A 26,328-nucleotide genomic window follows, 5' to 3' on the forward strand; every position below is an offset into this window, starting at 1 on the left:
GAAAGCAGGGCTTACTGTTTCGATTTAGCTACAAATTTCATCTGCAATTCATAGATGAGTTGTTCCAGCAGTTTGCCTTCTTCTTCATTGAGATTGCCTTTGGTTTTCTCACTAAGCATGATCAGCATGTCGATAGTCTGTTGCACGGCGGGAAGGTTGGTTTCAGTTTTTCCCGTTTCAGGGTCGGCGATGTCTCCCAGATGGTAAAAAGCCGATGAGGTCAACGACATGATGAAAGTGGAAAAGTCTATCTTGAATGGTTGTTGCGGCTGTTCCTGTGAGTCAGGGGGTTGTTGCGTTTCACTCTGGGCATCCTGGTCAAGAGCCTCGTCCTCAGAAAGCTGGGAGGAGCGGCTATCTTTAAATGTAAACCCTTCTCCTTCTATCTCTTCATCACTCATAGCACACCTTTAAATTATATTGTTAAGAGTCTTCTTCCCCATCCCCCACCAGAAGAGGAACCGAAAAACCTAGTACGATCATGATCAATCCCAGCATGAGGGTTAGATAACCTTTTCCCTCTATAAACTCCATATAGGTTTTTCCAGCCAGTGGCCATTGCCGGATGACCCCCACTACTACAAATATTCCGCCCAGCACAAAAAGAACTTTTTTCATCCAACTCGAACTTTGTTCATGAGTGCTCAATTTTTTTGTCACCGGGAAATGGGGTTGTTCTTGTTGAATAACAGACGAACACAATTGCCAGATAACCCTGGGTAGGGTACAACCCGTCTGGATGGTAGCAAAAGGCCCATATCATGTCAAAATATTAGTCGCCTGATGTTGGGCCGTTCTGCTAAGATTGCCTTATGAAACCTTTTTTTCTGTTATTCCTGGTTGGTTTACTGGCGGGTTGTTCACCTGGCCGCATGGCTGTACAGGCCTCATTAACTCTCGTTGAGAGCCAGATAGCCGTCATGAAGGAGGAAAGGGACCCCGAACTTGCAGAGCAGGCTATCCCCGCAAATTTGAAAATGCTTGAGGGACTCCTGAGACAGGACCCCGACAATACCGGGATCCTGGAAAACCTTGCTGAAGGTTTATGTGGTTATGCCTTTAGTTTTCTGGAAGATTCAGAACCCGGACGGGCATCCTCCTTATACGAAAGGGGTAAGGATTATGCCTTGCGGGCGACGATTATCAGGACAGGAAGGGATAATTGGAAGGATCTTTCATTAGATGAGTTATCGCTGGCTCTTGACGAGGTCAAGGTTTCGCATCAGCCAGCTTTGTTCTGGATGGGGCAATGCTGGGGAAGTTGGTTGATGCAGAATCTTGACTCGGTTGAGGCTTTTGCTGATATTCCCCGTTTGGAAAAACTTATGAACAAGGTCCACGATCTTGATCCATCTTTTCATCATGCAGGCCCTCATGTGTTTCTGGGGGCTTTTTACGGTGGCCGCAGTAAGATGTTGGGTGGCAACCCGGAAAAGTCCCGTCAGCATTTTGAAAAAGCCCTGGTGCTAACCGAAAATAAATATTTGCTGGTGCGTTTGTTGTTCGCTAAAACCTATGCTGTGCAGAACCAGAACCGTGAGTTGTTTGAGTCTCAATTGCAGGCTGTTGTTGAGGCTCCGGTTGATATTTTTCCTGAAGAACGTTTGGCTAATCAAGTGGCTCGTAAAAAAGCCGCTCAACTTTTAGAGCAAATTGATGAACTCTTTTAAATTTCTTAATCGACTTCTGGTTGTATTGGCTTTTTTATTTGCCTTGATTGGGAGTAGCCCGGCTGAGGCAAAAAAGCAGATTATTAAATTTGCCACTCTCGCACCCGAAGGCTCATCCTGGATGAAGTCTATGCGCAGGCTTTCGGACAATATTAAAAAAGCCACCGATGGCAATGTGGTATTCAGGTTCTATCCCGGAGGCGTGTCTGGGGATGAAAAAGACGTGATTCGCAAAATAAGGGTTGGTCAGCTGCACGGCGCGGGTTTCACAGGGGTTGGACTCGGTGAGATATTGAAGGAAGTGAGGGTTCTTGACCTGCCTTTCCTGTTTGAAAACGATGATGAAGTCGAGCATATCTATAAAAAAATGAACGATTATTTCAAGGCCCGCTATAAAGAGAAAGGTTATGTCTTGTTGGGGTGGGTTCCTGTAGGGTGGGTGCATTTTTTTTCCCAGCAACCGATCCGCTCAGTGGATGACTTGCGGCAGTCAAAACCCTGGATGTGGGAAGGCGACCCTTTGGTGGAGCAGGCTTATAAAGGTTTGGGTGTTCAGCCGATACCTCTTTCCATAACAGATGTTTTGCTTTCCTTGCAAACGGGTATGATCAATGCTGTTTACGCCTCCACGCAGGGTGCTCTGGCTTTGCAATGGTTCACTAAAGTGAAACACGTGTCTAGATTGCGGATGGGTTATGCAACAGGCGGTGTTCTGATTTCTAAAAAGAAATTCGACAAGCTTTCTCAATCTAATCAGGAAGCGCTTGAAAAAATTGGTGCAGAATGTTTGCAGGAACTGGTTGAGCTTATTAAAAAGGACAACATAAAAGCACACAAGGTTTTAGAGAAAAATAATGTGAAGTGGGTGGATCTTCCTGGTGAGAAAGAAAGGGCACGGTTTCAGGAAGCAGGAACCATAGCAAGAAAAAACCTGGCAGGAAAATACATTCCAGTGGAGCTGCTTGAGCATGTGCTTAAACACCTGGAACAATTTCGTCAGAACTAGTTTTGGAAGCTAACGAAAGAAGGTTTGAATCTTTGCTTCTTTCTTTAGTTTTTGTACATAAGCCGCCACCAGGTTTTTAGCTTCTTCCATGAACAGATGTTTTTGAATGGCCTTTTTCATTTCTTCGAAAGGAGTTAGTTCAGGCGGGTGTTTTTCGATGAGCTTGATAACATGGAAGCCAAACCTGGTTTCTACTTTTCCGCTAATTTCACCGGGCTTTAACTTTGATACGGCTTTGTCAAAAGAAGGATCAAAAACTCCTTTATAAATAACGTCAAGATCCCCGCCACTCTCCCTGCTTGCTTCGTCATCCGATTTTTTCTTTGCCAGTTCCTCAAAGTTCGCCCCTTCCTTGAGCTCTTTTAGAATGGCGTCTATTCGTTCTTCCGCACTCCGGTGCAGGTCTTCCCTTTTGTTTTGAAGTTCGGAGACAGGAGTCGATTTCAACAAGTCGGGAGGAAAGGTTGCCGCAAGGATATGCCGGGTATGATAAGCTTCAGGGCGATGAAACTTCTGCTTGTTGTCTTCGTAATATTTTTTTACGTCGGCATCTGCAATATCGATCTTGCCTTTGATTTGTTCATTCAACAATTTCCGGGCATTGATGTCTACTTTCATGGAGTCTTTTAAATCCTCCAGGGTAATGTTTCTGGCTTTCAGTGCTTTTTCAAATTCTTCATCGCTGTTATAGGGCTTGCGTAGAGCTTCCATTTCTTTTTCAATTAAATCAGAGTCTACCTCAAGGTTCTTTTTTTTACCTTGTTGATGGATCAGCTCCCTTACGATTTCTTTCTCTATCAAATCTTTTGCGATACTGGTTCTTTCACGCAAGGTCAGCGGCCGTTTTACGTTTCTCGAAATCTGATTCATCCTGAACTGAATATATTTTGACTGGATGTCTACACCGTTAACTTTTGCCACGACCTCTGGAATTTTCAGGGGTTGAGATGAAGATTGCGCGGACGCTTTATCCCATGCCGGAAGGGTAAGTAAAAAAACAGATAAAATAACTGGAGCCATCAGGCTGAATCTTTTTTTCATGATTTTATAAAGCGATAAAAGGGTTTTTTAGAATGCCATTATGGCTTGGCCGGGCCACGACCGATTAAGACAATGCTTAGCTGGTTGAATATTCAAACTACAGGGTGATTGCCTTTTACCTTCCGCGTAAGTGGGCCGGGGATTTCTTGGAGAATAGCATTCATGAAATCATGTTGCAATACTTGTTCGTTAAATTGACGGATTGGTGATGCTGTGGGAAAATCTCTCTTCTTATGACAAGTTTCCCTTCATTCAGGATTTCATGGGTTGCCTATGCGTGCCTTTTTGCTTCTGGTGCGGCCAGCCTGGTTTATGAGTTGATCTGGTTTCGGCATCTGGCCCTGGTCTTTGGAGCCAGTTTGTATGCGCTCAGTGCTGTATTGTGCGCATTCATGACGGGTTTGGCCGGAGGTGCCTGGTTCATGGGGAGGGTGTTATCCAATAACCCTGCCAGTTTGGAACCGGATAAACTGATTCGTATTTATGGTCTGCTTGAGGGATTAATAGGTCTTTATGCATTGAGTTTTCCCCTCGGGCTTGACCTTCTGGGAAAATTATACCCCCTGATTTTACCGGCAACTGGACAGGTTGATTTATCGGTGCACCTGCTGGAGTTCTTGCTGAGTACGCTCCTGATGTTGCCCGCGACATTATTGATGGGGGCGACACTTCCCCTGGTAGGGTGCTGGGCGACTGGCAACCAGACGGATAAGATTTTTTCCAAAATATCATTACTGTATGGAGTCAATACATTCGGCGCGGTGTGTGGTTGTTTGTTCACCCAGTTTTTTGCGATTCGTCTTCTGGGAGTTCAGGGCGCGACCTGGTTTGCGATATTGCTCAATGTTATGGTTTTTATGCTGTGCTATGGCAAGCCTCGTGCTTTTTATGTGGAGGAAACTGGTTCTGATCAAACTCAAACTAAGAAAAGAAAGAAGAAAAAAGAAGTTGAAGAAGTCTCACCAGCCATAGGGCTTCTGGTTCTTGTCATGTTTGCTTATTCCGGCATGGCTTCCCTTTCAAGTGAGATATTGTGGACACGAATTCTTGTTTTCCCGATGGGAAGCACCCTGTATTCTTTCGCGCTTATCCTTGCCACATTTTTATTGGGAATAGCTTTGGGAAGCCTTGCGGCCAACAAGCTGGTGGGAAGTTCCTGCCGAGTTCTCAAATTTGTCGGTATTGAGCTTGCCATCGGTATTTTTTGCATAGCCATACTTCCTGTGTTGGCAAACCTGACAGAATGGACTGCTATTGCTGATAAATATTTTTACAGCCTGGACAGTTCTCCAGGGCGAATTATTTTGATCAGGTCTTTGTTTGCCTTTGCGCTCATGTTCCTCCCGACTTTTGGGTTCGGTCTGCTTTTTCCTTTAGCCAATCAAATCTATTCATCCCGACTTCAAGGCGTCGGGAAGGTTCTTGGCAATACCTATTCAATCAATACAGTTGGAGCAGTAGCGGGAACGATCTTGACCCCATTTGTTTTCATACCGCTATGGGGTATTCGCTTATCTTTGTATGGAATCTACGCAGTATTGATTTTGTTCGGGGTTTATATTCTGGCAAAAGACCGTGAGTTCAAGCCAGCTACCATGTTGATGATGTTGGGGTCGGTATTGGTTGTTTTGATATTGGGTAAAGGATTCCTGGTGCCGGGTATTGACACCCAAAAAGCCGGTAAGGGTAATTTTGCAAGGCTTGAAGTAAATGTTCCAAAAGACCGGATAAAGCTTCTGGATTATAAGGAAGGGGAATATTCCACTATCAGTGTTGTGGAAGATAAGGAAAGCCGCGCACGTACTATTTATCTGGATGGGTTCAGCACCGCCACAGTTTCCAGTATGTTTTCGGGCAGCACTTATATGCAGGCAATGGGGTTTGTGCCGATGGTGCTGCATCCTTCTCCAAAACGTGTTTTAGTGATTGGGTTTGGAACCGGCAACACCCTGGGGACTGCATCTATGTTTCCGGAGGCTGAGGTTCACGGCGTTGAAATTGATAAAAATGTGCTCGAGTTTTCGAAGTGGTTTTTAAAATGGAATCACGATGTTTTAACCCGTCCCAATATTAAAATGTTTATTCAAGATGGAAGAAGTTTCTTGAAATGGACGGAGTTCACTTATGATGTGATTATTATGGAACCCATGTCACCTTTGCAGGCCGGGGTGGTTAATTTGTATTCCAGGGAATTTTATGAGTTGGCTTTGAGCCGCTTAAAAGAAGACGGCTTGCTTCTTCAATGGTTGCCTTTACATCTGGTAGGACCGGAAGATGCGAGATCAATCACCCATACATTCAATGGGGTTTTTCCTGAGTTTTCGGTGTGGAACAGCTTTCTCACTCGTATAGTTATGCTGGTGGGAAGCCGCAAGCCAGTGACCCTGGATAAAGAACATTTTGAGGATTTGATGAAAAATTTGGAAATCAATGAAATGGCCCGGGAAATGAAGGTGAATTCCTTCCTGGATTTCGCTGATTTTTACATTACTGAGGGAAGGCAACTTTCGCCATATCTGAAAGGGGCTGGTGAAATCACGGATGATTCGCCTTTGCTTGAGTTTTCTACTGTTTCGCTCCTGCCCCCTTTGCAATGGGAAACAGATGAAAGCTTTTTAAACCTCCTCCGCCCCAGGTTGGAACAGGTTCCAAATGTGAGGGGTGTGTCTGCACGGGAACAGGAAGCTTTTAAAAGGAACTATACAATTCGAACTGCGCAAAGATTTGGCCTTTTCTCAAGACGTTATAAAGGTCCGGGGGAAAAATTTTTTGCATCGGGTAATTATTTTGCCGGATTGGAAGCACTAGGAATTTATTTTGAATCACACGATTCTCCATCAATTCAATTGCGTGATGCTCAATGGAATGATTAATATGAGTCATGAATTTAAATCATTGTTTTAAACTTTTTTCAATTCTGATGGTATTGGCAATGACCTCAAATGAGGCCCGGTCTTTTGCTGATCCGAAAATCCACCACCAGTTGCAAATTGAACTGGAGCCTTCTACCCGTTTTGCAAATATCAAAGATACTATTCAGCTTAAAGACTCCGCAACATTATGCAATGTTCCCTTTTACCTTCATTCAGACTTGAAACTGGATCGGGTTCCGGAAGGGTGGAAGGTGCATACATCATCCGGATTTCTCAAGTTGGAGTTTGTCGAGAAGCATTCCACAAATTGTCCTGATTCATTAACGCTGAACTATTCTGGAGTCCTTCATGACACTTCCCTTGAAGCTGATAAACCAATAGCGTCCGATGGATTATTTTTTTCTGGTGAGAGTTATTTTTATCCTCAAACAGAAGGGGACTTTCCCCGAATAACGTTTGAGATGAAGGTTTCGCTGCCCGAACCCTGGCATGCGGTGAGCCAGGGGAAAAGGCTAGGTGAACAGTTGTCTGGGACTAGGAGGATTGTTTCCTGGGAATCCAGCTTTCCTTCAGAAGAGATCTATTTAATCGGTAACAAGTTCCACATTCATGAAACAATACATAACGGGCTTCCTTTATATGCATATTTGCTTCAGGACGATGAAAGGCTGGCTGATCGTTACCTGCAAACTGCGAAGTCTTATACAGACTTTTATTCCCGGTTGATCGGTTCTTATCCTTATGAAAAGTTTGCATTGATAGAAAACTCCCGGCAGACCGGTTATGGAATGCCCTCTTTTACGTTCATGGGATCAAGGATTATACGCTTCCCGTTTATTCTGCACAGTTCTTATCCTCACGAAATTCTGCATAACTGGTGGGGCAACGGTGTTTTCCCGGATCTTGGGCATGGCAACTGGTCAGAAGGGCTGACCGCTTATCTTGCCGACCATCTTTTGTTGGAACTGAAAGGAAAAGGGGCCGCATACAGGTTTCAGGAAATGATGAAATATTCAAACTATGTCAACGATGAAAACGATTTCCCTTTGAATGAATTTGGTTATCGCGACAGCATGGCCTCTCAGGCAATTGGTTATGCCAAGTTGCTGATGGTTTTTCATATGCTTCGTAAAGAAACGGGCGATAGCAATTTTTTAAATGGCCTGAAAAAGTTTTATGAGACTTTCAAGTACCGATATGCCGGTTATGACGATATGCGAAAAACTTTTGAGGCGGAGTCAGGGCGGAGCTTAAAGGATTTTTTTCAGCAGTGGGTACACCGTAAAGGTGCTCCGGAAATTAGATTGAAGCACGCATCTTATGTGTCCTCCGGGGACCGATACGACCTTAAATTGACGGTTGAGCAGGAGGCCCCTGTATTTAAGGTGAAAATTCCCGTTGCTATTTGGTCCAAAGGTTCCTCGTTGGGAGAGATTCACACTATAGAAATCGATTCACGCGAGAAAGCATTTGATTTTCAATTACCTTCTGAACCTGTAGCGATCCGACTTGATCCATTTAGCGATGTATTCCGCCGATTGGGGGCTAAAGAAGCTCCATCCAGCTTGAGCCAGACTTATGGCGCAAAACAAATAACGGCTTTCATACCAGAAGAAGATTTCAATGATTACCAGAAATTTGCCAGTTCGGTGGCCAAACGGATTTTCAGGAACAATGGAAATGATTCTAATCCCGAAGGCAGCTTATGGATTTTTGGGAAAAATCATCCATTGAGCAAAATTTTTAAAGTACGACTCAAAAAAGTGGGAATTGAAATGGATGAGAAGGGTGTACAGTTGATTGAACGTTATTATCCATGGAAGGATCACAGCTTTGTGTTCACGCTTGCCAGGACAGACCAACAACAAGGAACCATGACCTGGGTTATTGCCGGCAACAAAGAAAGTGTACCCGGATTAATACGCAAACTGCCTCATTACGGCAAATACGGCTATCTGGTTTTTGAAGGTCCTGAGCCAGAGATTCAAGAAAGAGGGGTCTGGGCTACCAATCCCGTTGGACTGGAAGAAATTTTCAAGGAAGGACAACCGCTGCTTTTACCGGACCAAAAACCTCTGGTTTCTTTCAAGCCTGTTTTTCAAGATTAACTCCCGCAGTTGCATTTCACTTCAGGTGTTGGAATTTTTTAACGAAGGCGGTTTAAGGCGGCCATGACATCCTGCAGTCTGGGAAGGGCCAGCAGGCCATTATTGTAGGGTGCAACCGATTCCAGTTCGCCACTTTCAATCTTATCCAGTATGTTCTTTATTCCTTCCCGGTTTGGCTCTCCGGGTTCTTTTTTTTGTCTCTCTTTAAGCTGTTTCAGAATCCACCCGCATAATTCCAATTGCCCCGGTTCTACAAGATGCTCAACATAACGCACATCAATCCCGGTACGCCCAAGGATAAGAGAGATCATCGCTTGTGTTTGAATCACGCAGTCTTTTTTGCCTCGACTGAAGTTCAATCCTGATAAGTTTCTGTTTCGTAACTGAATTTTTGGAAGAGGGCTGCTGGTTTCTATTTTACGGCTACCGGGATTTTCTTGAACAATCTGTTTAGCTTTTTCTGTCACCAATCGAGGCTTAAAGGAATCCATGGCAATGATGTTGTCTGCCATATCAAAGTAATCCCCACTTCCTCCCATAACCAGAATGGTGCTTACCCCAAAATCCTTATAGAGCTCTTCAATCCGGTCGACAAGTGGGGTGATAGGTTCCTGGCCGGATGAGATCAATGCCTGCATACGGGCATCGCGGATCATGAAATTAGTCGCGCAGGTATCTTCATCCATAAGCAGAAGTGAGGAGCCCGACTCAACCGCTTCTATAATATTTACTGCCTGTGAGGTGGAGCCACTGGCTGAAACCGTCGAAAAGTTTTCGGTCGATGGAATGAGCGGTAGGTTGTCCATGAATCCGGAAACGTTAATGGGTTGTACACAGCGTCCGTCTTCTGCCCTGATTTTCACCGCGGTTGGCTGTGTGGCGATTCGCTCTCTCCCATCTCCAGTTGCATGCGGGTATACGGCATCCTGCAGGGCTTTCAGTAGAGTGCTCTTCCCGTGGAATCCTCCACCCACAATCAGAGTAATACCCAATGGAACAGGCATACCGCGGACAGTTCCGGCGTGAGGCAGATGAACTTCGGCGCTGAGTTCATCGGGTGCGGAAAATAACACTCCGCCACTTTCAAGCGGCAGATCGCTGACCCCCGAAGAGCGCGGTAGAAGCGAACCGTCAGCTACAAAGCTGGCCCATTGATTCTCGGTCAATAGCTGGTTCAGCCTGGAATAGTCTTCCAATGTTTCGATAGCCTGTTGAACTTTTTTCATGTCGAGAGATTTTGCCAGCAGGCTTTCCTCCCAGACAGGGGGGAGGATCTCGGAGAAAAGTTTTACACAGTCCCTGGCCATTACACTTCGCCCATCTCCCGGTAAGCCGGCGAACAGGGTCAGTATTACTTGATCCTTTTTTATTTGCAGTCCGCTTCGGCGGATTACTTTTTGACCTGGTGATTGCACGGCTATTTCGCCGCTTCTTCCTGAGCCTTTTATTTTACCTCGGCACTTTAGAGTTTGGAGGCTCACTATTCGTAATAAATGGTCTTCCAGGGCTAGTTTTCTTACAGGATTTTCATAATGGGATTTTGCAAAGCCGGCTTTTTCTAATTCGATCTTTATAGACAAGCGGGAGGGTGCCGCATAAGGGTCGCCTTGAACATGTTCAAAAGTTAACTCAAACAGGTCAAAGATGAACTTTTTGCCTTGCAATGCTTTATAGGCTTTATATCCTTTACCATCCAAGGATGTAATTTGATTGATGATTTCCTTTGGGGCGGACATTGTTATTAATGGGAAAAATGCCCTGCAAAACCCTGGGCGGAAATTCCTACAGGAAGATAAGAGCGGGCAATGTCTGCGATTTGGTTTCGATATGAAAGTTTAACCGAATCTTCTTCTACCTGGCTCATTGCCGAAGGAAGGCGGGTTCTAAAGGTTCGGGAACCACCTTCAGTCCCATCACCTTCTATAAAGTGGTCAATGATTACCGCAGAGGCCCCTGATTTTTTTAAACGTTCAAAAAAAAGCTTTGGGTTCTTCAGTGGATATAATGGGGAAAGACAAGCAACCGTGTTGAGTCCATAGCCTGACAGTTTTTCCAGGGCGGAAATCCGTTGCTCAATACTGCAGGGTGGAGGTGGCAGTCCTGGCAGGCGGTTGCGGTCTCCTTCGATTGAAATATGGATCCTGACTGAGCATAATTGTGACAGTTTTTGAATCACTTTAATATCATCCAGAATGCTGGAACTGTGGGTTTGCAGGATCAATGTGTCAGGCGGACAACTTGTCATGGCATCTAGTAGTGAACGGGTGACTCTATATTTTTTCTCAGCAGGTTGCCACGGGTCGGTGGAGCTTGACATGAAAATTGTAAATGGGGTTGAACGTTTGCGAGCCCATTTTTTTTCTTTTTCCACTGACTGGATATACAATTTGCTTGCATTAATTTTGACATCTACAAACTTCCCCCATTCACGTCCTTGTGTTAACCAATGATTAAAACGAACGTAGCAACCTTCACCGCAGGATGAAAGCCCAAAACCGCAACCGCGGTAGGGATTCAATGAGTGTGTGCACACTCCACTTAGATAACCGCTGGAGCGGGTCAGTAATGATTTGCTGGTTGTCAAGTTAATCTGCATATCACTGACTGAAAGGTAGGGTTTGTGCGACTCAGGGAATTTCGCCCCATTTTACAGAACCCAAATGCATTTTGAAGTTTGGTGCGGACCTATAAAACACCTCATAACCACCTGTGCTTCTGTTGGCGCCAGCGACCACCCATTTACGGTCGGGAAAATCTTCCAAATCCCATATCCAGACTTGCCTGTCATCTGTTTTAGTCAGTGTCAGCGAGCCAAGGTCATCTTCGAAAAAAACTGGCCGTACAAAGTGACTGTCGTGCCGGGTGGGCCGTCAAGGGTCAGGGTGTACTCACCCTCGCAAAAATAATTATTCATTAATCTAAGGTCTGCGGCGTCCTTTCCTTTCTTTATGATAAAAATATCTTCGCAGGTGCGGCCTTTTTTAAGAAGTGTCCATTTATCTGAAGCTTCCTTAAAGATCACCAGCTCAGCTTTGGTTTCTTCAGCCCAATTGACAGACGGAAAACCAAAGGCTATTATTGTAAGAACCCATATGGTTTTTATATTCATTGCTGGATCTCTTAAAGCTTATTTATATTGGAAACTTTCAACATTGCCATACCTTCAATTTAATCGCGTATTATGGTAGAAGCTGAAGGATGCCCGCACCTTGGTGTTTTTCCCGGCTTTACAGAACCCCGCTTTTTCATTAACCATTTTATCATTTTTTAGCTTAGTTAAGGTATTTTCCCTGACCGTATCACCCTTATTATTTAAGCAATATATCAGGTTTTTTCCAGCGTCTTGAACACTCTAAAACTTTTGACAATATACCTTTTACAATGCAGATAGCTCAGCCTATGAATCAGGAGAAAGAAAACAAGGAATGGACCAGCAAGTTGCAGGAGACCAATGAACGGTTAAATGCCGAAATAGAACATTCCAAACTGATAAAGGCTATTGCGGTGGCATCCAATGAAACCCGGGCGATTGATGAAACCTTGCGTTTCTGTATTCGCCAAATCTGTGAATTTGCTGGATGGCCGTTGGGACATTTATATTTGACTGCTGATAACCCCTCTGAAGGACTTGTTCCTTCCTCATTTTGGCATGTTGAGGAGCCAGGTAAGTTTGATACCTTCCAAAGGATCACTCAGGAAACCCCTTTGGAAACTGGAATTGGTTTGCCGGGTCGTGTGTTGGCAAGTGGAGAGCCAGCTTGGATCATTGATGTGACAAAAGATGCTAACTTCCCTCGTGCAAACCTGGCACAGGATATTGGAGTTAAGGCAGGTTTTGCGTTCCCTATTTTAATAGGCAAAAGAGTGGTTGGAGTGATGGAGTTTTTTTCTCCCAAAGCTGTAGAACCCGATACACAAATGCTAGATATCATGGCACAGGTTGGAACTCAGCTTGGCAGGGTTCTTGAAAGAAAGCAGGCTCAGGATGAAAGTGAACGCACTAAGGACCAGTTGCGCAAACTTTACCATCGTCTGGAGCAGGTACGTGAAGAAGAGAGGACCCGCACAGCCAGGGAAGTCCATGACCATTTAGGACAGGTGCTGACAACTATAAAACTGGAAATCTCTCTGCTTGGTAAAAAACTGACTTATTACAATCCGAGTATAAAGAAATCAACCGAACAGCTTCTTGAAATGAGTGATGAGGCTATTCAAACAGTTAAGAAAATTTCAATGGATTTACGACCACCTATTCTTGACGACCTGGGAATTGCCGAGGCGATAGTTTGGCAGGCCAAAGATTTTTCCAAAAGAACGGGAATCGAGTGCGTGTTTGTGAATGAGTTGAATGAGTTCGAGCCGGACCTTGAGAGATCGACAACCCTGTTCAGGGTTTTTCAAGAAACTTTGACGAATATCGTGAGGCATGCAAGAGCGACTAAGGTTTATGTTAAACTAAGTCATAGTAATGAAATGCTTTCCCTTGAAGTTGAAGATAATGGTTGTGGAATTCCTTCAGATAAAGTTTCGAGCCTGAGGTCTTTGGGCCTACAAGGTATGCGTGAGCGGGCAATGGTTTGGGGTGGTAATGTGTTCATCAGTAGTTTCCCGAACAATGGGACAACTGTAAATATTAAAATTAAAAAAGGATGATCATGGCAACGAAGAAGGGAAATGGAAAAATAAAAGTAATTATTGCAGACGACCACCCATTATTTCGTAGGGGTTTGAAGCACGCTTTTTCTGAAACACCTGATATCGAGGTTGTGGATGAGGCGGAAACCGGTGAAGAATTATTGGATAAAATTCGAGGTATGGATTTGGGCCTGGCTCTCCTTGATATTTCCCTGCCAGGAAAAGGAGGTCTGGAAATACTCAAGCAGCTTCGAGAGGATCGTCCCAAGTTGCCTGTATTGATACTAACCGTATATCCGGAAGAACATTATGCTGTTCGATTTTTCAAGGCCGGGGCTTCAGGTTTTATTACTAAAGAAAGTAGTACAGACCAAATCTATGCGGCAGTGCGAAAAGTTGCGGACGGCGGCAAATATGCCAGTCCCGAAATCACCGAAAAGCTGGCCTTTGATTTTACAAAGTCGGATAGACCCGCACATGAAAGACTCTCAGACCGGGAGCATCAAGTATTCATGATGCTGGCTGAGGGAAGCTCGCCCACCGAAATAGGCAAAGAGTTATCACTTAGCGTCAAAACCATCAGTACGCATCGTTCCAGGATCCTGGAAAAAATGCAAATGAAGAAAAATGCTGAGCTGATTCATTACGCAATTTCCCAAAAGCTTATTCAATAATAGTTTGCAGCCTACCCACCCAAACAATGGCCCTTAAGAATTATAGGACAAACACTTATTAATTGATAGGTTAAGTTCATGAATATTTAGGTTTAAATCCTACCTTATAAAAGGTGTTAGACCTATATTAACGGCAGGTTCTATCTATTAAAATCTCTCGGAAAATTAGCGGTAAAGATTAAGAAATAGTCTGTTACTCGAACGAGTGTTTTTAATAAACAAAACTTAAGGAGAGGGTCATGAAAAAGATTTTTGTTTTGACAGTAGCTTTCATTGCAGGTTTTGCTCTGGTTGCTAACGCAGCTGAGATCTCAACCGGTCAGACAGCAAAATGTACTGACGCAAAAAGCATCACGCTGGAAACAGCAGGTCCTGCCAGCACCTCAAGTGATAAGTATGGTTACAGCGACAACGACCGAGGTGGTGCTAACTTGAGCTTGTGGAAGTCTTCTAACTTCACCACAGTTCCAATTACATTAGGACCGAACGACAACAACGACAGTGTTAATGGTAGCGACAATGGTAAAACAGGTCTACCTCAGAGAGGTGGAATGGGTAAACATAAAGTAACCCTCGTTTCTCAGCCAGCATTCAGCCGTGGTGACTCTATCGGCGATATCAGTGGGCTGGTTAAAATTACCAACACTGGTTTAAATCCAGTTACTGTTACCTGTAACTAAGTTATAGAAGGGCTTAATTAGCGAGTTGGGCCCTTACCCTGGAAAACAGCCGACCTCTCCCGGTCGGCTGTTTTTTTTGCCTCCATCGGTATTTGTCAGTAGATTCCTAGTTGCTGCGCTCTTTACCTCACACATATTCATCTTTCATGTCCGATTAAAAATGTTACGAGGATTTTCTCGCAAGGAAAACTCGTGGATAAATACTATTGAAGAGACTTCTTTAAATTTTTACAGGCCCATCTCATATTTCTTATCAGTTTAGAGAAACCTCTTAAATGAGGATAAGATGCAAGACTATCAAAAAAATGGTTTTCGACTGATATTCAAAAAATATAAGGTTCATTAAACTCTCCATCAGTAATAAAAATATCTATTAGCACAGCTGAGTTGTGATTTTATAAAACAAAAACAAGGAGAGGTTTATGAAAAAGATTTTCGCTTTAACAGCTATGTTTGTTGCGGGTCTCGCATTTACTGCTAATGCGGCACAGATCAGCAATGGCCAAACAGCAAAATGTAATGATGCTAAAAGCATCACCCTGGAAGCAGCCAAAGTAGCTAACGCTTCTGCTGACAAATTTGGTTACACAGACAATGATAGGGGTAGCGCAAACTTGAGCCTGTGGAAGTCTTCTAACTTCACCACAGTTCCTATTTCATTGGGACCGAACGACAATAATGACAGTCTTAATGGTAGCGACCACGGTAAAACAGGTCTTCCTCAAAGAGGCGGAATGGGAAAAGGAAAAGTAACCCTCATGTCTCAACCAGCATTCAGCCGTGGTGACTCTATTGGTGATATCAGTGGATTGGTTAAAATCACCAACACGGGCTCAATCCCGGTTACTGTAACCTGTAATTAAGAATTATTGTTTATATGAGGGTGTGATTTTTTTGCCCTTACCCTGAAACAGCCGGTCTTCTCCCAAGGCCGGCTGTTTTTCGTTTTTTTAGTATGAATTTTCATTGTTCTTTTGTGTATTCGTATCAGAAAAAAAATCCTGCATCAGAAGAGACCTGGACACATATAAAACGGTTTTACTTCAACCTTCCTGATACCCACCCGGCAATCAACCTGGCTGACTGGAAATATAAAGCTGAGTTTTCTGCTAAAGCTCCCAATACTTGTCAATGTTTGCTGTCTCAGGGAAATCATAAGGAGAAGCTTTAAGCTCCAGACGTCTGAATTTCCATCGCCAGCAGTTTAAATTAAAGTTTATAGATTGCTTGATATTGCGCTTAAATTTTCCCGATTTATTTGTTACTCTTAGCCTTCTTTCACACCATCTATAGCAATTTATTTTTAAGATAGTTAAATGAGTGATTCCGTAAAAGTTCGTTTCGCGCCCAGCCCTACGGGTTTTTTACATATTGGAGGGGTGAGAACCGCTCTGTTCAACTGGTTGTATGCCAGGCACCATGGCGGAAAATTTGTATTGCGAATTGAAGATACTGACCATGAGCGTTCAACAGAAGAATCCATTGAGGAAATACTAGAGTCCATGAGATGGCTGCGTCTGGACTGGGATGAAGGCCCTTTTCGACAAACCGAGCGACAGAACCTTTATTCTGAAAAAGTCGACCAGCTTTTCAAGGAAGGCAAGGCTTACCGTTGTTACTGCTCGCAGGAGGAACTGGATAAGAAACGGAATGAAGCACAGAAAAAAGGGCTCAAACCTAAATATGATGGAACATGCAGGGAGCGTACTGAACAGCCTGAAGGAGTTCCTTCCGTTATTCGGTTCAAGGCCCCGCTGGAGGGTTCGGTGGTGGTCGAGGACCTTTTGCGCGGCAAGGTGGTCTTCGATATCGGCGAACTTGATGACCTGATTTTGCAGAGAACAGATGGTTCTCCCACTTACAACTTTGTTGTTGTGGTCGATGATGCTGATATGGGTATCACCCATGTGATACGCGGGGACGACCATCTTTCCAATACGCCTCGACAATGTTTGTTGTATGACGCATTGAACTATCCCCGTCCCAGTTTTGCCCATATTTCTATGATACTGGGTCAGGACAAGACTCGATTGAGCAAACGGCATGGAGCAACTTCTGCGCTGGCTTATCGTGACATGGGCTATTTGCCTTCAGCGATGATCAATTATCTGGCCCGGCTGGGTTGGTCGCACGGTGACCAGGAAATTTTTTCTCGGGAAGATATGATAAAGCTTTTTTCCTTCGATTCGGTTCACACTTCAGCGGCGGTTTTTGACCCTGATAAGCTGTCCTGGTTGAATGAACATTATATAAAAAATACTCCTCCTGAAGAGCTGGCCCTGCACCTGGAGCCATTTCTCATACACTCGGGAATTCTTGAAAAAGGGCACGGACTGGATGCCTCTGAAATCGCAAGGGTTATCCCCTCTTTGAATCAGCGAGCAAAGACTCTGGTAGAGATGGCAGAAAAATCGGCATTCTATTTTAAAAAGAATTTAGAGTTTGATGAAAAAGCAAAAGCCAGGTTTTTGACTTCTGACTCCAGACCCTTGCTGGAAAAAACAATTGCAGGACTTTCTGGTTTGGAAAATTTTTCCGCAGAAGAGGTCGAAGCGTTATTCAAACAAATTGTTGAAGATGAAGGGACAAAGCTGGGCAAGCTGGCGCAACCCGTCCGTGTAGCGCTCACAGGTACCACAGTAAGCCCGGGTATTTACGATGTAATACTTCTTCTTGGTAAAGAAGAGACGATTAAACGGTTAAAACAATCCCTTCCCTGAACTGGATGGTAGCCCCTTTTATCTAATTGATCATTTCCCCGATGTCGCGGACCTTCACTTGTTCCTCAAGGCCTTTGGCTTTCACCGCATCTTCAAGCATCAACACACAGTAAGGGCAGGAGACGGCGATGGTGTCCGGGTTGGAGACCATTAACTCATCCAGTCTATGATGGCTCATACGGGAGCCGGTGTTTTCTTCGAGCAGGAACCGGGCGCCACCCGCTCCGCAACAGGTTCCGTTTTCGCGGCTTTGTTCAACTTCCCGGGCATTTTGCAACACATTACGTGGAGCATTGTAGACACCATTATGTCGTCCCAGATAGCAGGAGTCATGCATCACTACATTGGAGTCGGTATTTCCTTCTTTAGAGATTTTCCCTTCATCGATCAGTTTTTCCAGTAATTCAGAGTGATGAATCACTTCCAGGTTCACCCCAAAATCAGGATACTCGTTTTTAAGTGAATTAAGACAATGCGGACAATGCGTTATGATTTTCAGCACGTTTTGTTGCTTGAAGGTTTCTGCGTTCTGGCTGGCAAGCATATCGAACAGGTATTCGTTTCCGGCCCTCCTTGCGGGGTCACCTGTGCATCCTTCACCGTTGCCAAGTATGGAAAAGCTGACTCCAGCTTTCCTCAGAGTTTTGACTACTGATTCAGAAACTTGTTTTCCTCGCGTATCAAAAGATCCGTTACATCCGATGAAATACAAAAACTCGGTAGGATTGGCTTTGTCCCAGACTGGGATCTCTAATTCCCTGGCCCAGTCGGCACGTGAGTTTTTAGGAAATCCCCATGGGTTGGATTGAGTTTCCAATGATTTAAAAGCGGTTTCGAATTCTTTGGGGTAACGGTCTTCCGTCAGCACAAGTCCCCGCCTCAGGTCGATCACTTTATTGACGTATTCTATCGTTACGGGACAGGCGGACTCGCAAGCCCCGCATGTGGTGCAGGACCATAGCACCTCGTCCTCAATGGTATCTCCAAGCAGAGTCATATCGGAATCCTGGGAGCTGTTAAGATGGTCCCTCAGGTTCACGGTTAATTGCTGGGGCGAAAGAGGTTTGTTGGTTGCCAGCGCCGGGCAAACCCTGTCGCATCGTCCACACTGAGTGCAAGTATGCAGATCCAGCATTTGCTTCCAGGTAAAACTGCCTGTTTCTGTAACGCCAAAGGTTTCTTTTGTTTCATCCTCAAAATCGATCCGTCGCAAACCGTTTCCTGATTTTAAATTGGACAGAAAAACATTTGGAATGGCGGTTAGTATATGAAAGTGCTTGCTTCGCGGGAGGAGCGTTATGAAAAACAGAATGACAGAAACGTGCGTCCAGTAAGCCAGGCTATGGAGGTGTCCGACCATATCTTTTCCAGCCAAACCAATCATTGGAGCGAAAATTGCTGCCAGAGGGCCTGATTGTTCAATGTCCGGGTTAAGCACCAGAAAGGCAGAGTCGAACAAAACATCGCTTGCCAGAATGGCTAATATCAGGCCAAGAATAACCAGTCCTTCTGTGGACAGGGTAAGCCGGTCAGGTTTAATCACCAGCCTGCGGTATAAGGCATATAAAACTCCAATTGTGATCATGAGAACGGCTAAGTCCTTAACCCATAAATAGGGAAGAACGAAGGGGGCCGTGAAAGAAAAGTGTGACTCAATATTTGGGAAAAAGCCTATGAAAAAGAATTCTCCAGCACGTAGAAGAAGAATCAGGAATCCCCAGAAAATCAGGGCGTGCATCCAGCCAGCTTTAGCTTCTTTAAAGAGTCGGGATTGCCCAAATGCAATTTTAAGAGTTTTGAAAAATCGTTTTATAGGTTGATCTGTACGGTTTTCTTTCTCTGCGTTCAGCATGAGGCTCAGTTTTGGCCATGCACTCAAGACGAACACAGTCAATGAAAAAATTATTAAAACAAGCAGCAACCAGGGTTGCAGATGTGGGGGAACCCATTCAAACGCACGGTTAATATGTTTATCCATAAACGGTATATTTCTATAATTGTAAAATGTTTATCTACAAGGTATTTTTAAATCTCACGGCTTCGTGCCAGATGTTAGATTATTGTTTTTATGTGCTAATTGCTATTTTATTCGTAGCGTTGGTAATATATAATTATAAAGTAGGGCATTATCTCTTATTCCTAACTTATTTGGGAGGTTTTTGATCTTGCTGAAACTTATGGGTTATAGGGTTCTGCTATCTTTGGCTATGGGAGTCTTGTTTCCGATCACTGTGATTGCAGTTCCTATTCAGGATGAACTTGATAGAAATCAGGCAGGGAACCACCCTGGGGTTTACCCTGAATGGCAAGGGACACCCCCGGTATATAAGGATCTGCATCCTAATCTAACTGATGGTATAAACGAGCCTCACCCATTACCATCCCAGGTTAAACGGGATATTTATACTCAGTTGCTGAGAGTTGAGCCGGTGGACCAGGTTCAAAGCAAGGTGTTTAACTCTGATAAGTTTAATCGCCTCCAAAGGATAGGGGTGTTGGGCTTTGAGAATAAAACCTTTGCCCCTTTTGAAGACAGGGCTGCGGGGAATATTGTTTCCAGGCAGCTATATCATGAATTGAAAAACAACAAAAGCTACTCAAACATCATTCCGCCTCAGCTAATGGAAGATGCACGACTTAAAATTGTCAAGTCTCCGGGTTCTTCATCAGGTCAAAACATGACAGATGGTGATGAGGCAACACCCTTGGTTTCGGCGGATAAAGTTGATGCTGTGATGGTTGGGGCTGTTTCAAAATATACTGACAAATATATAGACCGATCTGGGAAAATTAAGAAAAGTATAGCTAGCGGCTTGGAATTTACTGCATTTTTGGTGGATCCCCGAACCCGCGAGGTTCTATGGGGTGCCCGTTTTGTAGGGCGGCAGCGGCCGGGATTTCAACACTTCGGCCAACATAAAGGGAGATGGCAAAATAAGGAAGACTTCACCCGCTCAGCTATGAAATATGTGTTGAAAGAATTTAGAGATAGACCCGTAAACAATATAAAACATCCAGTTCAATGAATGATCCGTTTAGTGGAACCACGCAACATGATCCCGGGATAGATAAGAAAAAGAAGCTCTGGCGCAATCTTTTTCTGCTCAATCTCTGTGTTTCCTTGCTTTTAATTGGAATTTTCTGGTTACCTTCAAAGTTGGAGCAGGTGGGCGATTTCCTAGATTCTCCCAGTGTTAACCTTCCCGAAGAAGGTACCATTGCTAAAAAACCTGAGGAAAAAATTGAACCTGCCCCGAAACCCACCAACTTGTTATCAACCCAGGTGACCACGATCAACGCGTCTTCCGAAAAAGATTATGTGTATTTTGATTTTTCCAGCGGAAAGCCTGTCCGGATCCTGGATACGTCATCACTGGAATGGGACCTGGCATTCCGACGGGGTAAGGTGATCTCTAATGGTGGCGCTTCCAGCAAGTTGGGAAAAGCCGGACTCATTGATCTGGGAGAAGTTGAATTTGATGGAATCGCCGAGGTCCCTCTGGATAACTATATCAAGGATGTGGCAGCAGATACCGAGACTGAAAATCCGGTTCTGGAAAAATGGTACAATTACAATTATTTCACCCACAAGTTGACAGCTAAAAAGAACAGCTATGCAGTAAGGACGGCGGATGGAAAATTTGCCAAGTTCCAGTTTTTGAGCTTCTATTGCGATAATAAAGAGGCTGGGTGTGTAAAAATACGTTATGTTTACCAGGATAACGGTTCAAATAGCTTTTTAAGGAAAGGTGGTAGTTTGGTAGCAACGTCCTCTGTGCCGGAAACTAATAACACCTTCTAGATAACTGCAATTTTTTAGTTATTGATACCGCTCTTCCCAAACACGGTTTTTTCTGCTAAAAATATACTTTGCGTGTTATTTGGGTAGAAAGAATTTTATAGAACAATTAGACTTTGATAAAAAAAATGGATTTGGAGAAAATGGATGCCGACTTTAAAAGGTTTATTATTCAATCAATTTGCTGCTGAGGGCCTGACTGCCCTGGTTGAAGAAATGCAGTCCAGTTATACCGCGAAAAAAGGACGCAGATTTAACCATAATAATATCACTTATGAAATCAGCCGACCTGCCCTTAAAAGCAATGCTATCGAATTTGAGATCAGCTCAAAAATTCCGGAGGATGAACTAAAATCTCCCAAGGAAATGCAATCCTATTTTGATCAGATGAAAAAAATCCTGGAAAAAAGCAAGAACAAACCAGTATCTATCGAAAGGGAGAATATTGTCTGGGATTCAAAAAAAGAAACTGAAAAAAAGCGGGACTATGTAAAGCTTCAATATCGATATGCCCTGGATGATTTGTTCGATAATACGGTCGTGTCGAAACGATACGAAAAAGCTATGAGTGGCCATGCAGACCCATCTATACCTGATTCTCCCAGTGCTTTTACAAAAGCTGGCAAGGTTGTTTTAGGTGTGGTCAGTGAAACCATGCAACAATTGAGTAAAGAAAGCTTGATCGAACTGATGGATGTAAATAAAAAAGTAAAGTCCTCATTGAAGGGCTGAGTCGATGAGTCCCATCAAATACTATCTAGGCAGGGCTCTGCAGTTGATAGGTCTTGCCACCATCACAGCAGTGGTTCTCATGTTTTTTTCTCAGATGAGCATGGAGCCTCTTTTGATGTGGTCGTTGATCGGTGCTTCAGAATTTTATGGTGGTACCTGGTTGTTAGGCAAACAGGAAGGATGATATGCCTTTCCTTCCAATAGTAAAGTAGTCTCCCCTTAAGCATATATAGCTCCTGTGAAAACGATTCTAGAACAACCTGGTTTTCTGGCTCCTTCGGGAACGATAGGGGCAGATATTAGTTACCTGTTAGCTCTGATTTTTACAATCCTGTTTCTTGTGGCCTGGAGGATGGCCAAAAAAGCAGAGGGAACCCGGCACCATAAGCTTATTTTGGTCTCCATGGTGGCGATGATAGTTTATTTCGTTGCCTACTATTACGCCAGAAGCCTGGGCGTTCTCTCATTTGAGGGACGGGAGGGTTTTGGCGGCCCAGATGATGTCTATGAGAACATATTTGTCCCGGTTTTAACCACCCACCTTATTCTCGTTACCTTGGGGATGATTCTCGCCTTTTATATGATTTCGCAAGGGTTTCGTGCCAGTGAGAAGACAGGCGTTGACTATCACCTGAAATCCGGGGATTTAAAAATGAAACCCCGGACATTTAAGATTGTATTATTCACCATTTTAGGTTGTTGGGCTCTGGTTCAGACCTTACTCTTGATAACCAGGGAGAACCCGTTTGGGGCCAGTGTAGCGTATGGATTGATTTTTTTGACCGTTGCCCTGGTTGCGAGTATTGAGAAATTAATCGAGAAATTGCTGCCAGATGGAGCGAGACGGCATCGGGTTTTGGGGCGTGCCACCATGGTCATTTATGCCCTGATTCTGGTAACCAGTACCGCCACCTATCTCATGCTATATTTCATATATCCCCTCAAACATTGAAGAAACTGAGGGGGGAGGATATATAAGAGTTTGGTTTAAACGGAAAAAATGTCTGCCTGAATCTGGGAAATCTATAAAATATAGGGGTTTTACCCTTGACACCCCATGATTTACCTGATAAATTTTGCGCAATTAAATGACTTCGAAGTACATAAGAAGGAGGTATAAGGCTGTCAGTCCGTTAACACCGAGGCCGATGTAAACGATGGTGTCGAAAATTTTCCCGTCTTTGCTAGCCATAATAATCCTCTAAAAGATAGTTTTTTTCTTTGAAATAAAAGAAATATACCCTATCATTCAGATTTTAAAACTGTCAAGAATAAACTTTTTGAATAAAAAATTAATTTAATTTTTCCGGAGCAAACAATGGATATAGAAAAGATTAAGGAAAAAGCAGGACCCCTGATTTATATTGGAACCGTTATTTTCTCTTTATGGTTCTTCTATTGGTTTGCGTCCGTTTGGCGGTAATCGGTTGGAAATAGGAATCCAATATTTAATTTTTTTGGGGGAGTTTAAGGAAATATGAACGATTTATCTGCTGATGAACAAAAAAAGTTTATTACTGCAAAATCCATAATATGGTTTTTCATTGCTCTGGCCTGCATGGCTGGTTATTATTTCCTGATCAACGTTGGGTTGATGAAGGTTCAGGGACTTGATTTCTTCTATTTGTGGAGTTCAGGCGGCGGCGGCGGTGGCGGTCACTAAGTCTGAGTAATAGATATTAAGAAGAAAAATGGCAGGCCCTAGTGGCTTGCCATTTTTTTTGCCAAATTATAGCCTCGCAACTCTTGAATAATTATGAATTATGAATGAAGAACCTTCCTGCCGAGTCTACCTGTTCCGACATGGCGAAACCGCAAATTCAAAAGAAGTTTGTTTCAATGGCCATTTCGACGTGGGTCTTTCTTCAAAAGGTGAAGATCAGTTTAAGGAATGGGCCCAGCTTTTAAAGGAAGAACCATTCAAAGCTGTCTACTCCAGTGACCTCAAGCGAACAAGGGAAAGCGCTCAATTACTAACCAAGCCGCATAATCTCGAACCAGTGGCATACTCTGAGCTAAGGGAACTTTGTTTCGGTGAGTGGGAGGGATTGAGCATTTCTGAGGTTGAGGAAAAATATCCCAATCAACTTGGTGAACGAATGAAGGATATTGAGAATTTCAAAGTAAAAGGAGGGGAGACCTTTGAACAACTCCAGCAGAGGGTTGTTCCCCGGTTTGAAGAAATTATCGCCAGGCACCCCAATGAACAAATTGCCATGGTTTGCCACGGAGGAGTGAACCGGGTTATTCTTTCCCATCTGCTTGAAGTGCCTATAAAAAGAATATTCAGGGTGAAACAGGAATACGCGGCGCTCAATATCATCCAGTATTATGGAGATGAGCCGGTTGTGGAACTGCTTGGCGGGGCTACAAACAGCAAACCCGAGGCTCAGGATAAAAAAATAGCCATCCAATAGAAAGGGCTCCTTGTATGGGGAGTTTTCTGGTTCAGATCAAAAATGCCGATGTGTATGTTGGCGAAAACCGGGTTCTCAAGTCTTTAAACTGGTCCATGAACGAAGGAGAAAGCTGGGCTGTAGTGGGTATTAATGGTTCCGGCAAAACCACTCTCATGAAACTGGTGTTCGGTGAAATCATTCCTGTTTACGGTGGCCAGGTCCACTGGTTTGGAAAACGTGAGCACACACCCCTTCTGGAAGTTCGAGAAAACCTGGGTTACGTATCTGCTGAATACCAGAATAATTACGACCGCCCCGCTGCAGGTTGGGAAGTAGTGGCCTCGGGTTTTTTTTCATCGATCGGTTTGCATGAGGCTGTCTCCCATGAACAGAAAAAATCTGCCCTCAATGCCATGGAGCATCTTGGAATCAGCGCTTTGAGCGAAACTCCCTTTCGACAAATGTCATATGGAGAAGCCAGAAGGGTTTTACTGGCCCGGGCTATGGTTCACCGTACGAAACTGCTGATTCTGGATGAACCCTGCGCGGGTCTGGATATTCCTACACGTGAATGTTTCCTGACCACACTGGAAAAACTCTCTAAAAAAGGGACGCGCATGATCTATGTGACTCACAGGATTGAAGAGATCATGCCTTGTATCACCCATGTGCTTTTCTTGAAAGACGGTCAAATTATGGCGCAGGGTAAAAAAGAGGAAATGATGAAATCCGAAATGCTTTCCCGTGTCCTGGAATGTTCTTTGACGGTAGAAAAAAAATCCGACCGATTCTGGCTCACCATTTAGCGAGGGAGGCAATAGGCATAGATTCACTTGATCCAAGACAAAACTATGTTAGCTATAAAATTTTTACTTGCCGCTAACTGGCCCTGGTCCAGCAGTTGATATTTGATTTTGGACAGGGTAGAATTTTGCTACTTTCACCAGTCGAGGTATTTACCCATGAGGTCGAGTCTTTTTCTAACTCTGTTTTTGTTGCAAGCTTCCATAGTTTGGGGGCTTAGCCCCGAACAATGGTTTCAGGAGGGCAACCGGTATAGTGCCGAAGGAAGATTTGAAAAGGCAGTAGAGGCCTATGAAAAATCCATTGCCGGTAATCCGCTGTCTCCGGTCGCGCATTATAATCTGGGAATCGCATATAAGAACCTGAAGCAATTGGATAATGCGGCGACTTCATTAGAAAAGTCTGTGGAGTTAGAACCGGTCAATATGGATACACGGGTAACTCTGGGTAATGTTTATAACCTTCAGGAACGTTGGAAAGACGCAATAGGGCAGCTCAATATAGTTGTACACCGCAGACAAGGAGATGCCCAAGCACACGGAAACCTAGGTTGGGCCTATTACAACTATAAAGCAGGACCGCCTTTCAAGAAAGTCGTTATTCTCAATTTGTCGCGTGCTGTCGAGTTATTTAGGGAACAAAACCAGTTGCGGGCCGCTGAGGCGACACAAAAGATTCTTGATGAGGCCCGGAATAAATTCGGGGTCTCGCTGATCCAATAAGCGTAATTATTTTTTTAAGAGGATTTTATGAGCAAGAGCATTACTGTCATACCCACACGCAATGAAAACACCATCACTTTCAAGCTGGATCAGGAGTTACTGCCTTATGGTAAAAGCCTGCCTTTTTCTGAACCAGAGACGTCAGACCTTCACCCTATGGCACAAGCTTTGATGTCCATATCCGGGGTGAACAGTGCCTGGATTACCGGAAAGGAAATCATGGTCACAAAAGATACGGATATCCGGTGGGCCACCGTAAAACCCAAAGTGATGGAAACCATCCGCAAAGTTCAGGCTAACTAACCGCTAGCCGCAGTGGCTAAGGCCAGGGTTTTTGCTTGCATGCAAAAAGTTGTCCCGGTTTAACGGAGCATTGCATATTGGCCCCACGCCTAGTGGCGGAGAACCTCCGCTGGCAAATTACAATGTCTTTATATTTGCGGGCAAAAGCGTTCTTGGTTCAAA

General features: G+C 44.1%; 26 protein-coding genes. 19 read left to right on the forward strand and 7 right to left on the reverse strand.

Translation table 11 applies throughout. The features are described 5' to 3' along the window. Positions 1–11 precede the first annotated feature (11 nt). The gene (locus F3741_03340; GenBank protein MZG29834.1) at positions 12–401 is read right to left on the reverse strand and encodes a DUF1844 domain-containing protein; all 390 of its coding nucleotides are present in this window, start codon (positions 399–401) and stop codon (positions 12–14) included. Between the two features lie 22 nt (positions 402–423). Beyond that, positions 424–618: a hypothetical protein gene (locus tag F3741_03345; GenBank protein ID MZG29835.1), complete on the reverse strand. Its 195-nt coding sequence runs from the start codon at positions 616–618 to the stop codon at positions 424–426. 194 nt (positions 619–812) lie between these two features. Between F3741_03345 and F3741_03350 the strand changes: the two genes are divergently transcribed. Further along, the gene (locus tag F3741_03350; GenBank protein ID MZG29836.1) at positions 813–1,670 is read left to right on the forward strand and encodes a hypothetical protein; all 858 of its coding nucleotides are present in this window, start codon (positions 813–815) and stop codon (positions 1,668–1,670) included. Then, positions 1,657–2,676 carry an ABC transporter substrate-binding protein gene (locus F3741_03355; GenBank protein ID MZG29837.1) on the forward strand — a complete coding sequence of 340 codons (1,020 nt, stop codon included), beginning with the start codon at positions 1,657–1,659 and terminating at the stop codon, positions 2,674–2,676. Before F3741_03350 ends, F3741_03355 begins: the two co-directional genes overlap by 14 nt. A 9-nt stretch (positions 2,677–2,685) precedes the next feature. Here the strand turns inward: F3741_03355 and F3741_03360 are convergent, their stop codons facing one another. Then, positions 2,686–3,717, reverse strand: coding sequence for a hypothetical protein (locus F3741_03360; protein MZG29838.1), 1,032 nt, complete (start codon positions 3,715–3,717; stop codon positions 2,686–2,688). Between the two features lie 233 nt (positions 3,718–3,950). On the opposite strand from F3741_03360, the gene F3741_03365 reads away from it, so the two are divergent. Together F3741_03365 and F3741_03370 are read left to right on the forward strand one after the other, a co-directional pair. Then, positions 3,951–6,590, forward strand: a complete 2,640-nt coding sequence (locus tag F3741_03365; protein MZG29839.1) for a spermine synthase — start codon at positions 3,951–3,953, stop codon at positions 6,588–6,590. 59 nt (positions 6,591–6,649) lie between these two features. Next, on the forward strand, positions 6,650–8,698 hold the full coding sequence (locus F3741_03370; protein MZG29840.1) for a hypothetical protein: 2,049 nt from the start codon (positions 6,650–6,652) through the stop codon (positions 8,696–8,698). 38 nt (positions 8,699–8,736) lie between these two features. Here the strand turns inward: F3741_03370 and F3741_03375 are convergent, their stop codons facing one another. From F3741_03375 to F3741_03385, 3 genes are all read right to left on the reverse strand, one after another. Next, a complete protein-coding gene (locus F3741_03375) occupies positions 8,737–10,434 on the reverse strand; it encodes an ABC-ATPase domain-containing protein (protein MZG29841.1) in 1,698 nt (565 codons plus the stop codon). A gap of 5 nt (positions 10,435–10,439) precedes the next feature. Further along, on the reverse strand, positions 10,440–11,294 hold the full coding sequence (locus F3741_03380) for a hypothetical protein (GenBank protein MZG29842.1): 855 nt from the start codon (positions 11,292–11,294) through the stop codon (positions 10,440–10,442). Between the two features lie 207 nt (positions 11,295–11,501). After that, positions 11,502–11,807, reverse strand: a complete 306-nt coding sequence (locus tag F3741_03385; protein MZG29843.1) for a hypothetical protein — start codon at positions 11,805–11,807, stop codon at positions 11,502–11,504. 272 nt (positions 11,808–12,079) lie between these two features. Between F3741_03385 and F3741_03390 the strand changes: the two genes are divergently transcribed. The 5 genes from F3741_03390 to gltX all read left to right on the forward strand — a co-directional run bounded on the left by F3741_03390 (position 12,080) and on the right by gltX (position 17,407). Then, positions 12,080–13,351 (forward strand): GAF domain-containing sensor histidine kinase, encoded by a 1,272-nt coding sequence (locus F3741_03390; protein ID MZG29844.1) that lies wholly within the window; start codon positions 12,080–12,082, stop codon positions 13,349–13,351. Positions 13,352–13,353: 2 nt separating this feature from the next. Next, entirely contained in the window at positions 13,354–14,007 is a 654-nt protein-coding gene (locus F3741_03395; GenBank protein MZG29845.1) for a response regulator transcription factor, read from the forward strand. 239 nt (positions 14,008–14,246) lie between these two features. Next, on the forward strand, positions 14,247–14,687 hold the full coding sequence (locus F3741_03400; GenBank protein MZG29846.1) for a hypothetical protein: 441 nt from the start codon (positions 14,247–14,249) through the stop codon (positions 14,685–14,687). Between the two features lie 422 nt (positions 14,688–15,109). Beyond that, positions 15,110–15,550: a hypothetical protein gene (locus F3741_03405; protein MZG29847.1), complete on the forward strand. Its 441-nt coding sequence runs from the start codon at positions 15,110–15,112 to the stop codon at positions 15,548–15,550. 453 nt (positions 15,551–16,003) lie between these two features. Further along, the gene (gene gltX, locus F3741_03410) at positions 16,004–17,407 is read left to right on the forward strand and encodes a glutamate--tRNA ligase (protein MZG29848.1); all 1,404 of its coding nucleotides are present in this window, start codon (positions 16,004–16,006) and stop codon (positions 17,405–17,407) included. Between the two features lie 22 nt (positions 17,408–17,429). Here the strand turns inward: gltX and F3741_03415 are convergent, their stop codons facing one another. Further along, positions 17,430–19,385 carry a 4Fe-4S dicluster domain-containing protein gene (locus tag F3741_03415; GenBank protein ID MZG29849.1) on the reverse strand — a complete coding sequence of 652 codons (1,956 nt, stop codon included), beginning with the start codon at positions 19,383–19,385 and terminating at the stop codon, positions 17,430–17,432. A gap of 181 nt (positions 19,386–19,566) precedes the next feature. Between F3741_03415 and F3741_03420 the strand changes: the two genes are divergently transcribed. The 10 genes from F3741_03420 (at position 19,567) to F3741_03465 (ending at position 26,166) form a co-directional block, all read left to right on the forward strand. After that, the gene (locus F3741_03420) at positions 19,567–20,433 is read left to right on the forward strand and encodes a hypothetical protein (GenBank protein ID MZG29850.1); all 867 of its coding nucleotides are present in this window, start codon (positions 19,567–19,569) and stop codon (positions 20,431–20,433) included. Beyond that, positions 20,430–21,209 (forward strand): hypothetical protein, encoded by a 780-nt coding sequence (locus F3741_03425; protein MZG29851.1) that lies wholly within the window; start codon positions 20,430–20,432, stop codon positions 21,207–21,209. Before F3741_03420 ends, F3741_03425 begins: the two co-directional genes overlap by 4 nt. A 144-nt stretch (positions 21,210–21,353) precedes the next feature. After that, positions 21,354–21,938 carry a hypothetical protein gene (locus F3741_03430; GenBank protein MZG29852.1) on the forward strand — a complete coding sequence of 195 codons (585 nt, stop codon included), beginning with the start codon at positions 21,354–21,356 and terminating at the stop codon, positions 21,936–21,938. A gap of 4 nt (positions 21,939–21,942) precedes the next feature. Continuing rightward, a complete protein-coding gene (locus F3741_03435) occupies positions 21,943–22,122 on the forward strand; it encodes a hypothetical protein (GenBank protein ID MZG29853.1) in 180 nt (59 codons plus the stop codon). A gap of 54 nt (positions 22,123–22,176) precedes the next feature. Next, positions 22,177–22,890 (forward strand): DUF420 domain-containing protein, encoded by a 714-nt coding sequence (locus F3741_03440; protein MZG29854.1) that lies wholly within the window; start codon positions 22,177–22,179, stop codon positions 22,888–22,890. A gap of 525 nt (positions 22,891–23,415) precedes the next feature. Continuing rightward, positions 23,416–23,601 (forward strand): hypothetical protein, encoded by a 186-nt coding sequence (locus F3741_03445; GenBank protein ID MZG29855.1) that lies wholly within the window; start codon positions 23,416–23,418, stop codon positions 23,599–23,601. 100 nt (positions 23,602–23,701) lie between these two features. Further along, positions 23,702–24,355 (forward strand): alpha-ribazole phosphatase, encoded by a 654-nt coding sequence (gene cobC, locus F3741_03450; protein ID MZG29856.1) that lies wholly within the window; start codon positions 23,702–23,704, stop codon positions 24,353–24,355. Between the two features lie 14 nt (positions 24,356–24,369). Next, positions 24,370–25,143 carry an ATP-binding cassette domain-containing protein gene (locus F3741_03455; GenBank protein MZG29857.1) on the forward strand — a complete coding sequence of 258 codons (774 nt, stop codon included), beginning with the start codon at positions 24,370–24,372 and terminating at the stop codon, positions 25,141–25,143. Positions 25,144–25,299: 156 nt separating this feature from the next. After that, complete coding sequence (locus tag F3741_03460) at positions 25,300–25,863, forward strand: tetratricopeptide repeat protein (GenBank protein ID MZG29858.1); 564 nt, start codon at positions 25,300–25,302, stop codon at positions 25,861–25,863. A 27-nt stretch (positions 25,864–25,890) separates the two neighbouring features. Beyond that, positions 25,891–26,166, forward strand: a complete 276-nt coding sequence (locus F3741_03465) for a hypothetical protein (protein ID MZG29859.1) — start codon at positions 25,891–25,893, stop codon at positions 26,164–26,166. Positions 26,167–26,328 lie beyond the last annotated feature (162 nt).

This window comes from Nitrospinota bacterium (genome assembly GCA_009873635.1).
Taxonomy (GTDB): Bacteria; Nitrospinota; Nitrospinia; order Nitrospinales; family VA-1; genus LS-NOB.

Bases quoted from the DNA above. Each gene is read 5' to 3' on its own strand.
- F3741_03350 (MZG29836.1), top strand. From the start codon at position 813: ATGAAACCTTTTTTTCTGTTATTCCTGGTTGGTTTACTGGCGGGTTGT.
- F3741_03465 (MZG29859.1), top strand. From the start codon at position 25,891: ATGAGCAAGAGCATTACTGTCATACCCACACGCAATGAAAACACCATC.
- F3741_03360 (MZG29838.1), bottom strand. From the start codon at position 3,717: ATGAAAAAAAGATTCAGCCTGATGGCTCCAGTTATTTTATCTGTTTTT.
- F3741_03390 (MZG29844.1), top strand. From the start codon at position 12,080: ATGCAGATAGCTCAGCCTATGAATCAGGAGAAAGAAAACAAGGAATGG.
- F3741_03435 (MZG29853.1), top strand. From the start codon at position 21,943: ATGAGTCCCATCAAATACTATCTAGGCAGGGCTCTGCAGTTGATAGGT.
- F3741_03460 (MZG29858.1), top strand. From the start codon at position 25,300: ATGAGGTCGAGTCTTTTTCTAACTCTGTTTTTGTTGCAAGCTTCCATA.
- F3741_03345 (MZG29835.1), bottom strand. From the start codon at position 618: ATGAAAAAAGTTCTTTTTGTGCTGGGCGGAATATTTGTAGTAGTGGGG.
- F3741_03455 (MZG29857.1), top strand. From the start codon at position 24,370: ATGGGGAGTTTTCTGGTTCAGATCAAAAATGCCGATGTGTATGTTGGC.
- F3741_03430 (MZG29852.1), top strand. From the start codon at position 21,354: ATGCCGACTTTAAAAGGTTTATTATTCAATCAATTTGCTGCTGAGGGC.
- F3741_03380 (MZG29842.1), bottom strand. From the start codon at position 11,294: ATGCAGATTAACTTGACAACCAGCAAATCATTACTGACCCGCTCCAGC.
- F3741_03355 (MZG29837.1), top strand. From the start codon at position 1,657: ATGAACTCTTTTAAATTTCTTAATCGACTTCTGGTTGTATTGGCTTTT.
- F3741_03375 (MZG29841.1), bottom strand. From the start codon at position 10,434: ATGTCCGCCCCAAAGGAAATCATCAATCAAATTACATCCTTGGATGGT.
- F3741_03415 (MZG29849.1), bottom strand. From the start codon at position 19,385: ATGGATAAACATATTAACCGTGCGTTTGAATGGGTTCCCCCACATCTG.
- F3741_03425 (MZG29851.1), top strand. From the start codon at position 20,430: ATGAATGATCCGTTTAGTGGAACCACGCAACATGATCCCGGGATAGAT.
- F3741_03395 (MZG29845.1), top strand. From the start codon at position 13,354: ATGGCAACGAAGAAGGGAAATGGAAAAATAAAAGTAATTATTGCAGAC.
- F3741_03400 (MZG29846.1), top strand. From the start codon at position 14,247: ATGAAAAAGATTTTTGTTTTGACAGTAGCTTTCATTGCAGGTTTTGCT.
- F3741_03385 (MZG29843.1), bottom strand. From the start codon at position 11,807: ATGAATATAAAAACCATATGGGTTCTTACAATAATAGCCTTTGGTTTT.
- cobC (MZG29856.1), top strand. From the start codon at position 23,702: ATGAATGAAGAACCTTCCTGCCGAGTCTACCTGTTCCGACATGGCGAA.
- F3741_03445 (MZG29855.1), top strand. From the start codon at position 23,416: ATGAACGATTTATCTGCTGATGAACAAAAAAAGTTTATTACTGCAAAA.
- F3741_03340 (MZG29834.1), bottom strand. From the start codon at position 401: ATGAGTGATGAAGAGATAGAAGGAGAAGGGTTTACATTTAAAGATAGC.
- F3741_03370 (MZG29840.1), top strand. From the start codon at position 6,650: ATGACCTCAAATGAGGCCCGGTCTTTTGCTGATCCGAAAATCCACCAC.
- F3741_03365 (MZG29839.1), top strand. From the start codon at position 3,951: ATGACAAGTTTCCCTTCATTCAGGATTTCATGGGTTGCCTATGCGTGC.
- gltX (MZG29848.1), top strand. From the start codon at position 16,004: ATGAGTGATTCCGTAAAAGTTCGTTTCGCGCCCAGCCCTACGGGTTTT.
- F3741_03405 (MZG29847.1), top strand. From the start codon at position 15,110: ATGAAAAAGATTTTCGCTTTAACAGCTATGTTTGTTGCGGGTCTCGCA.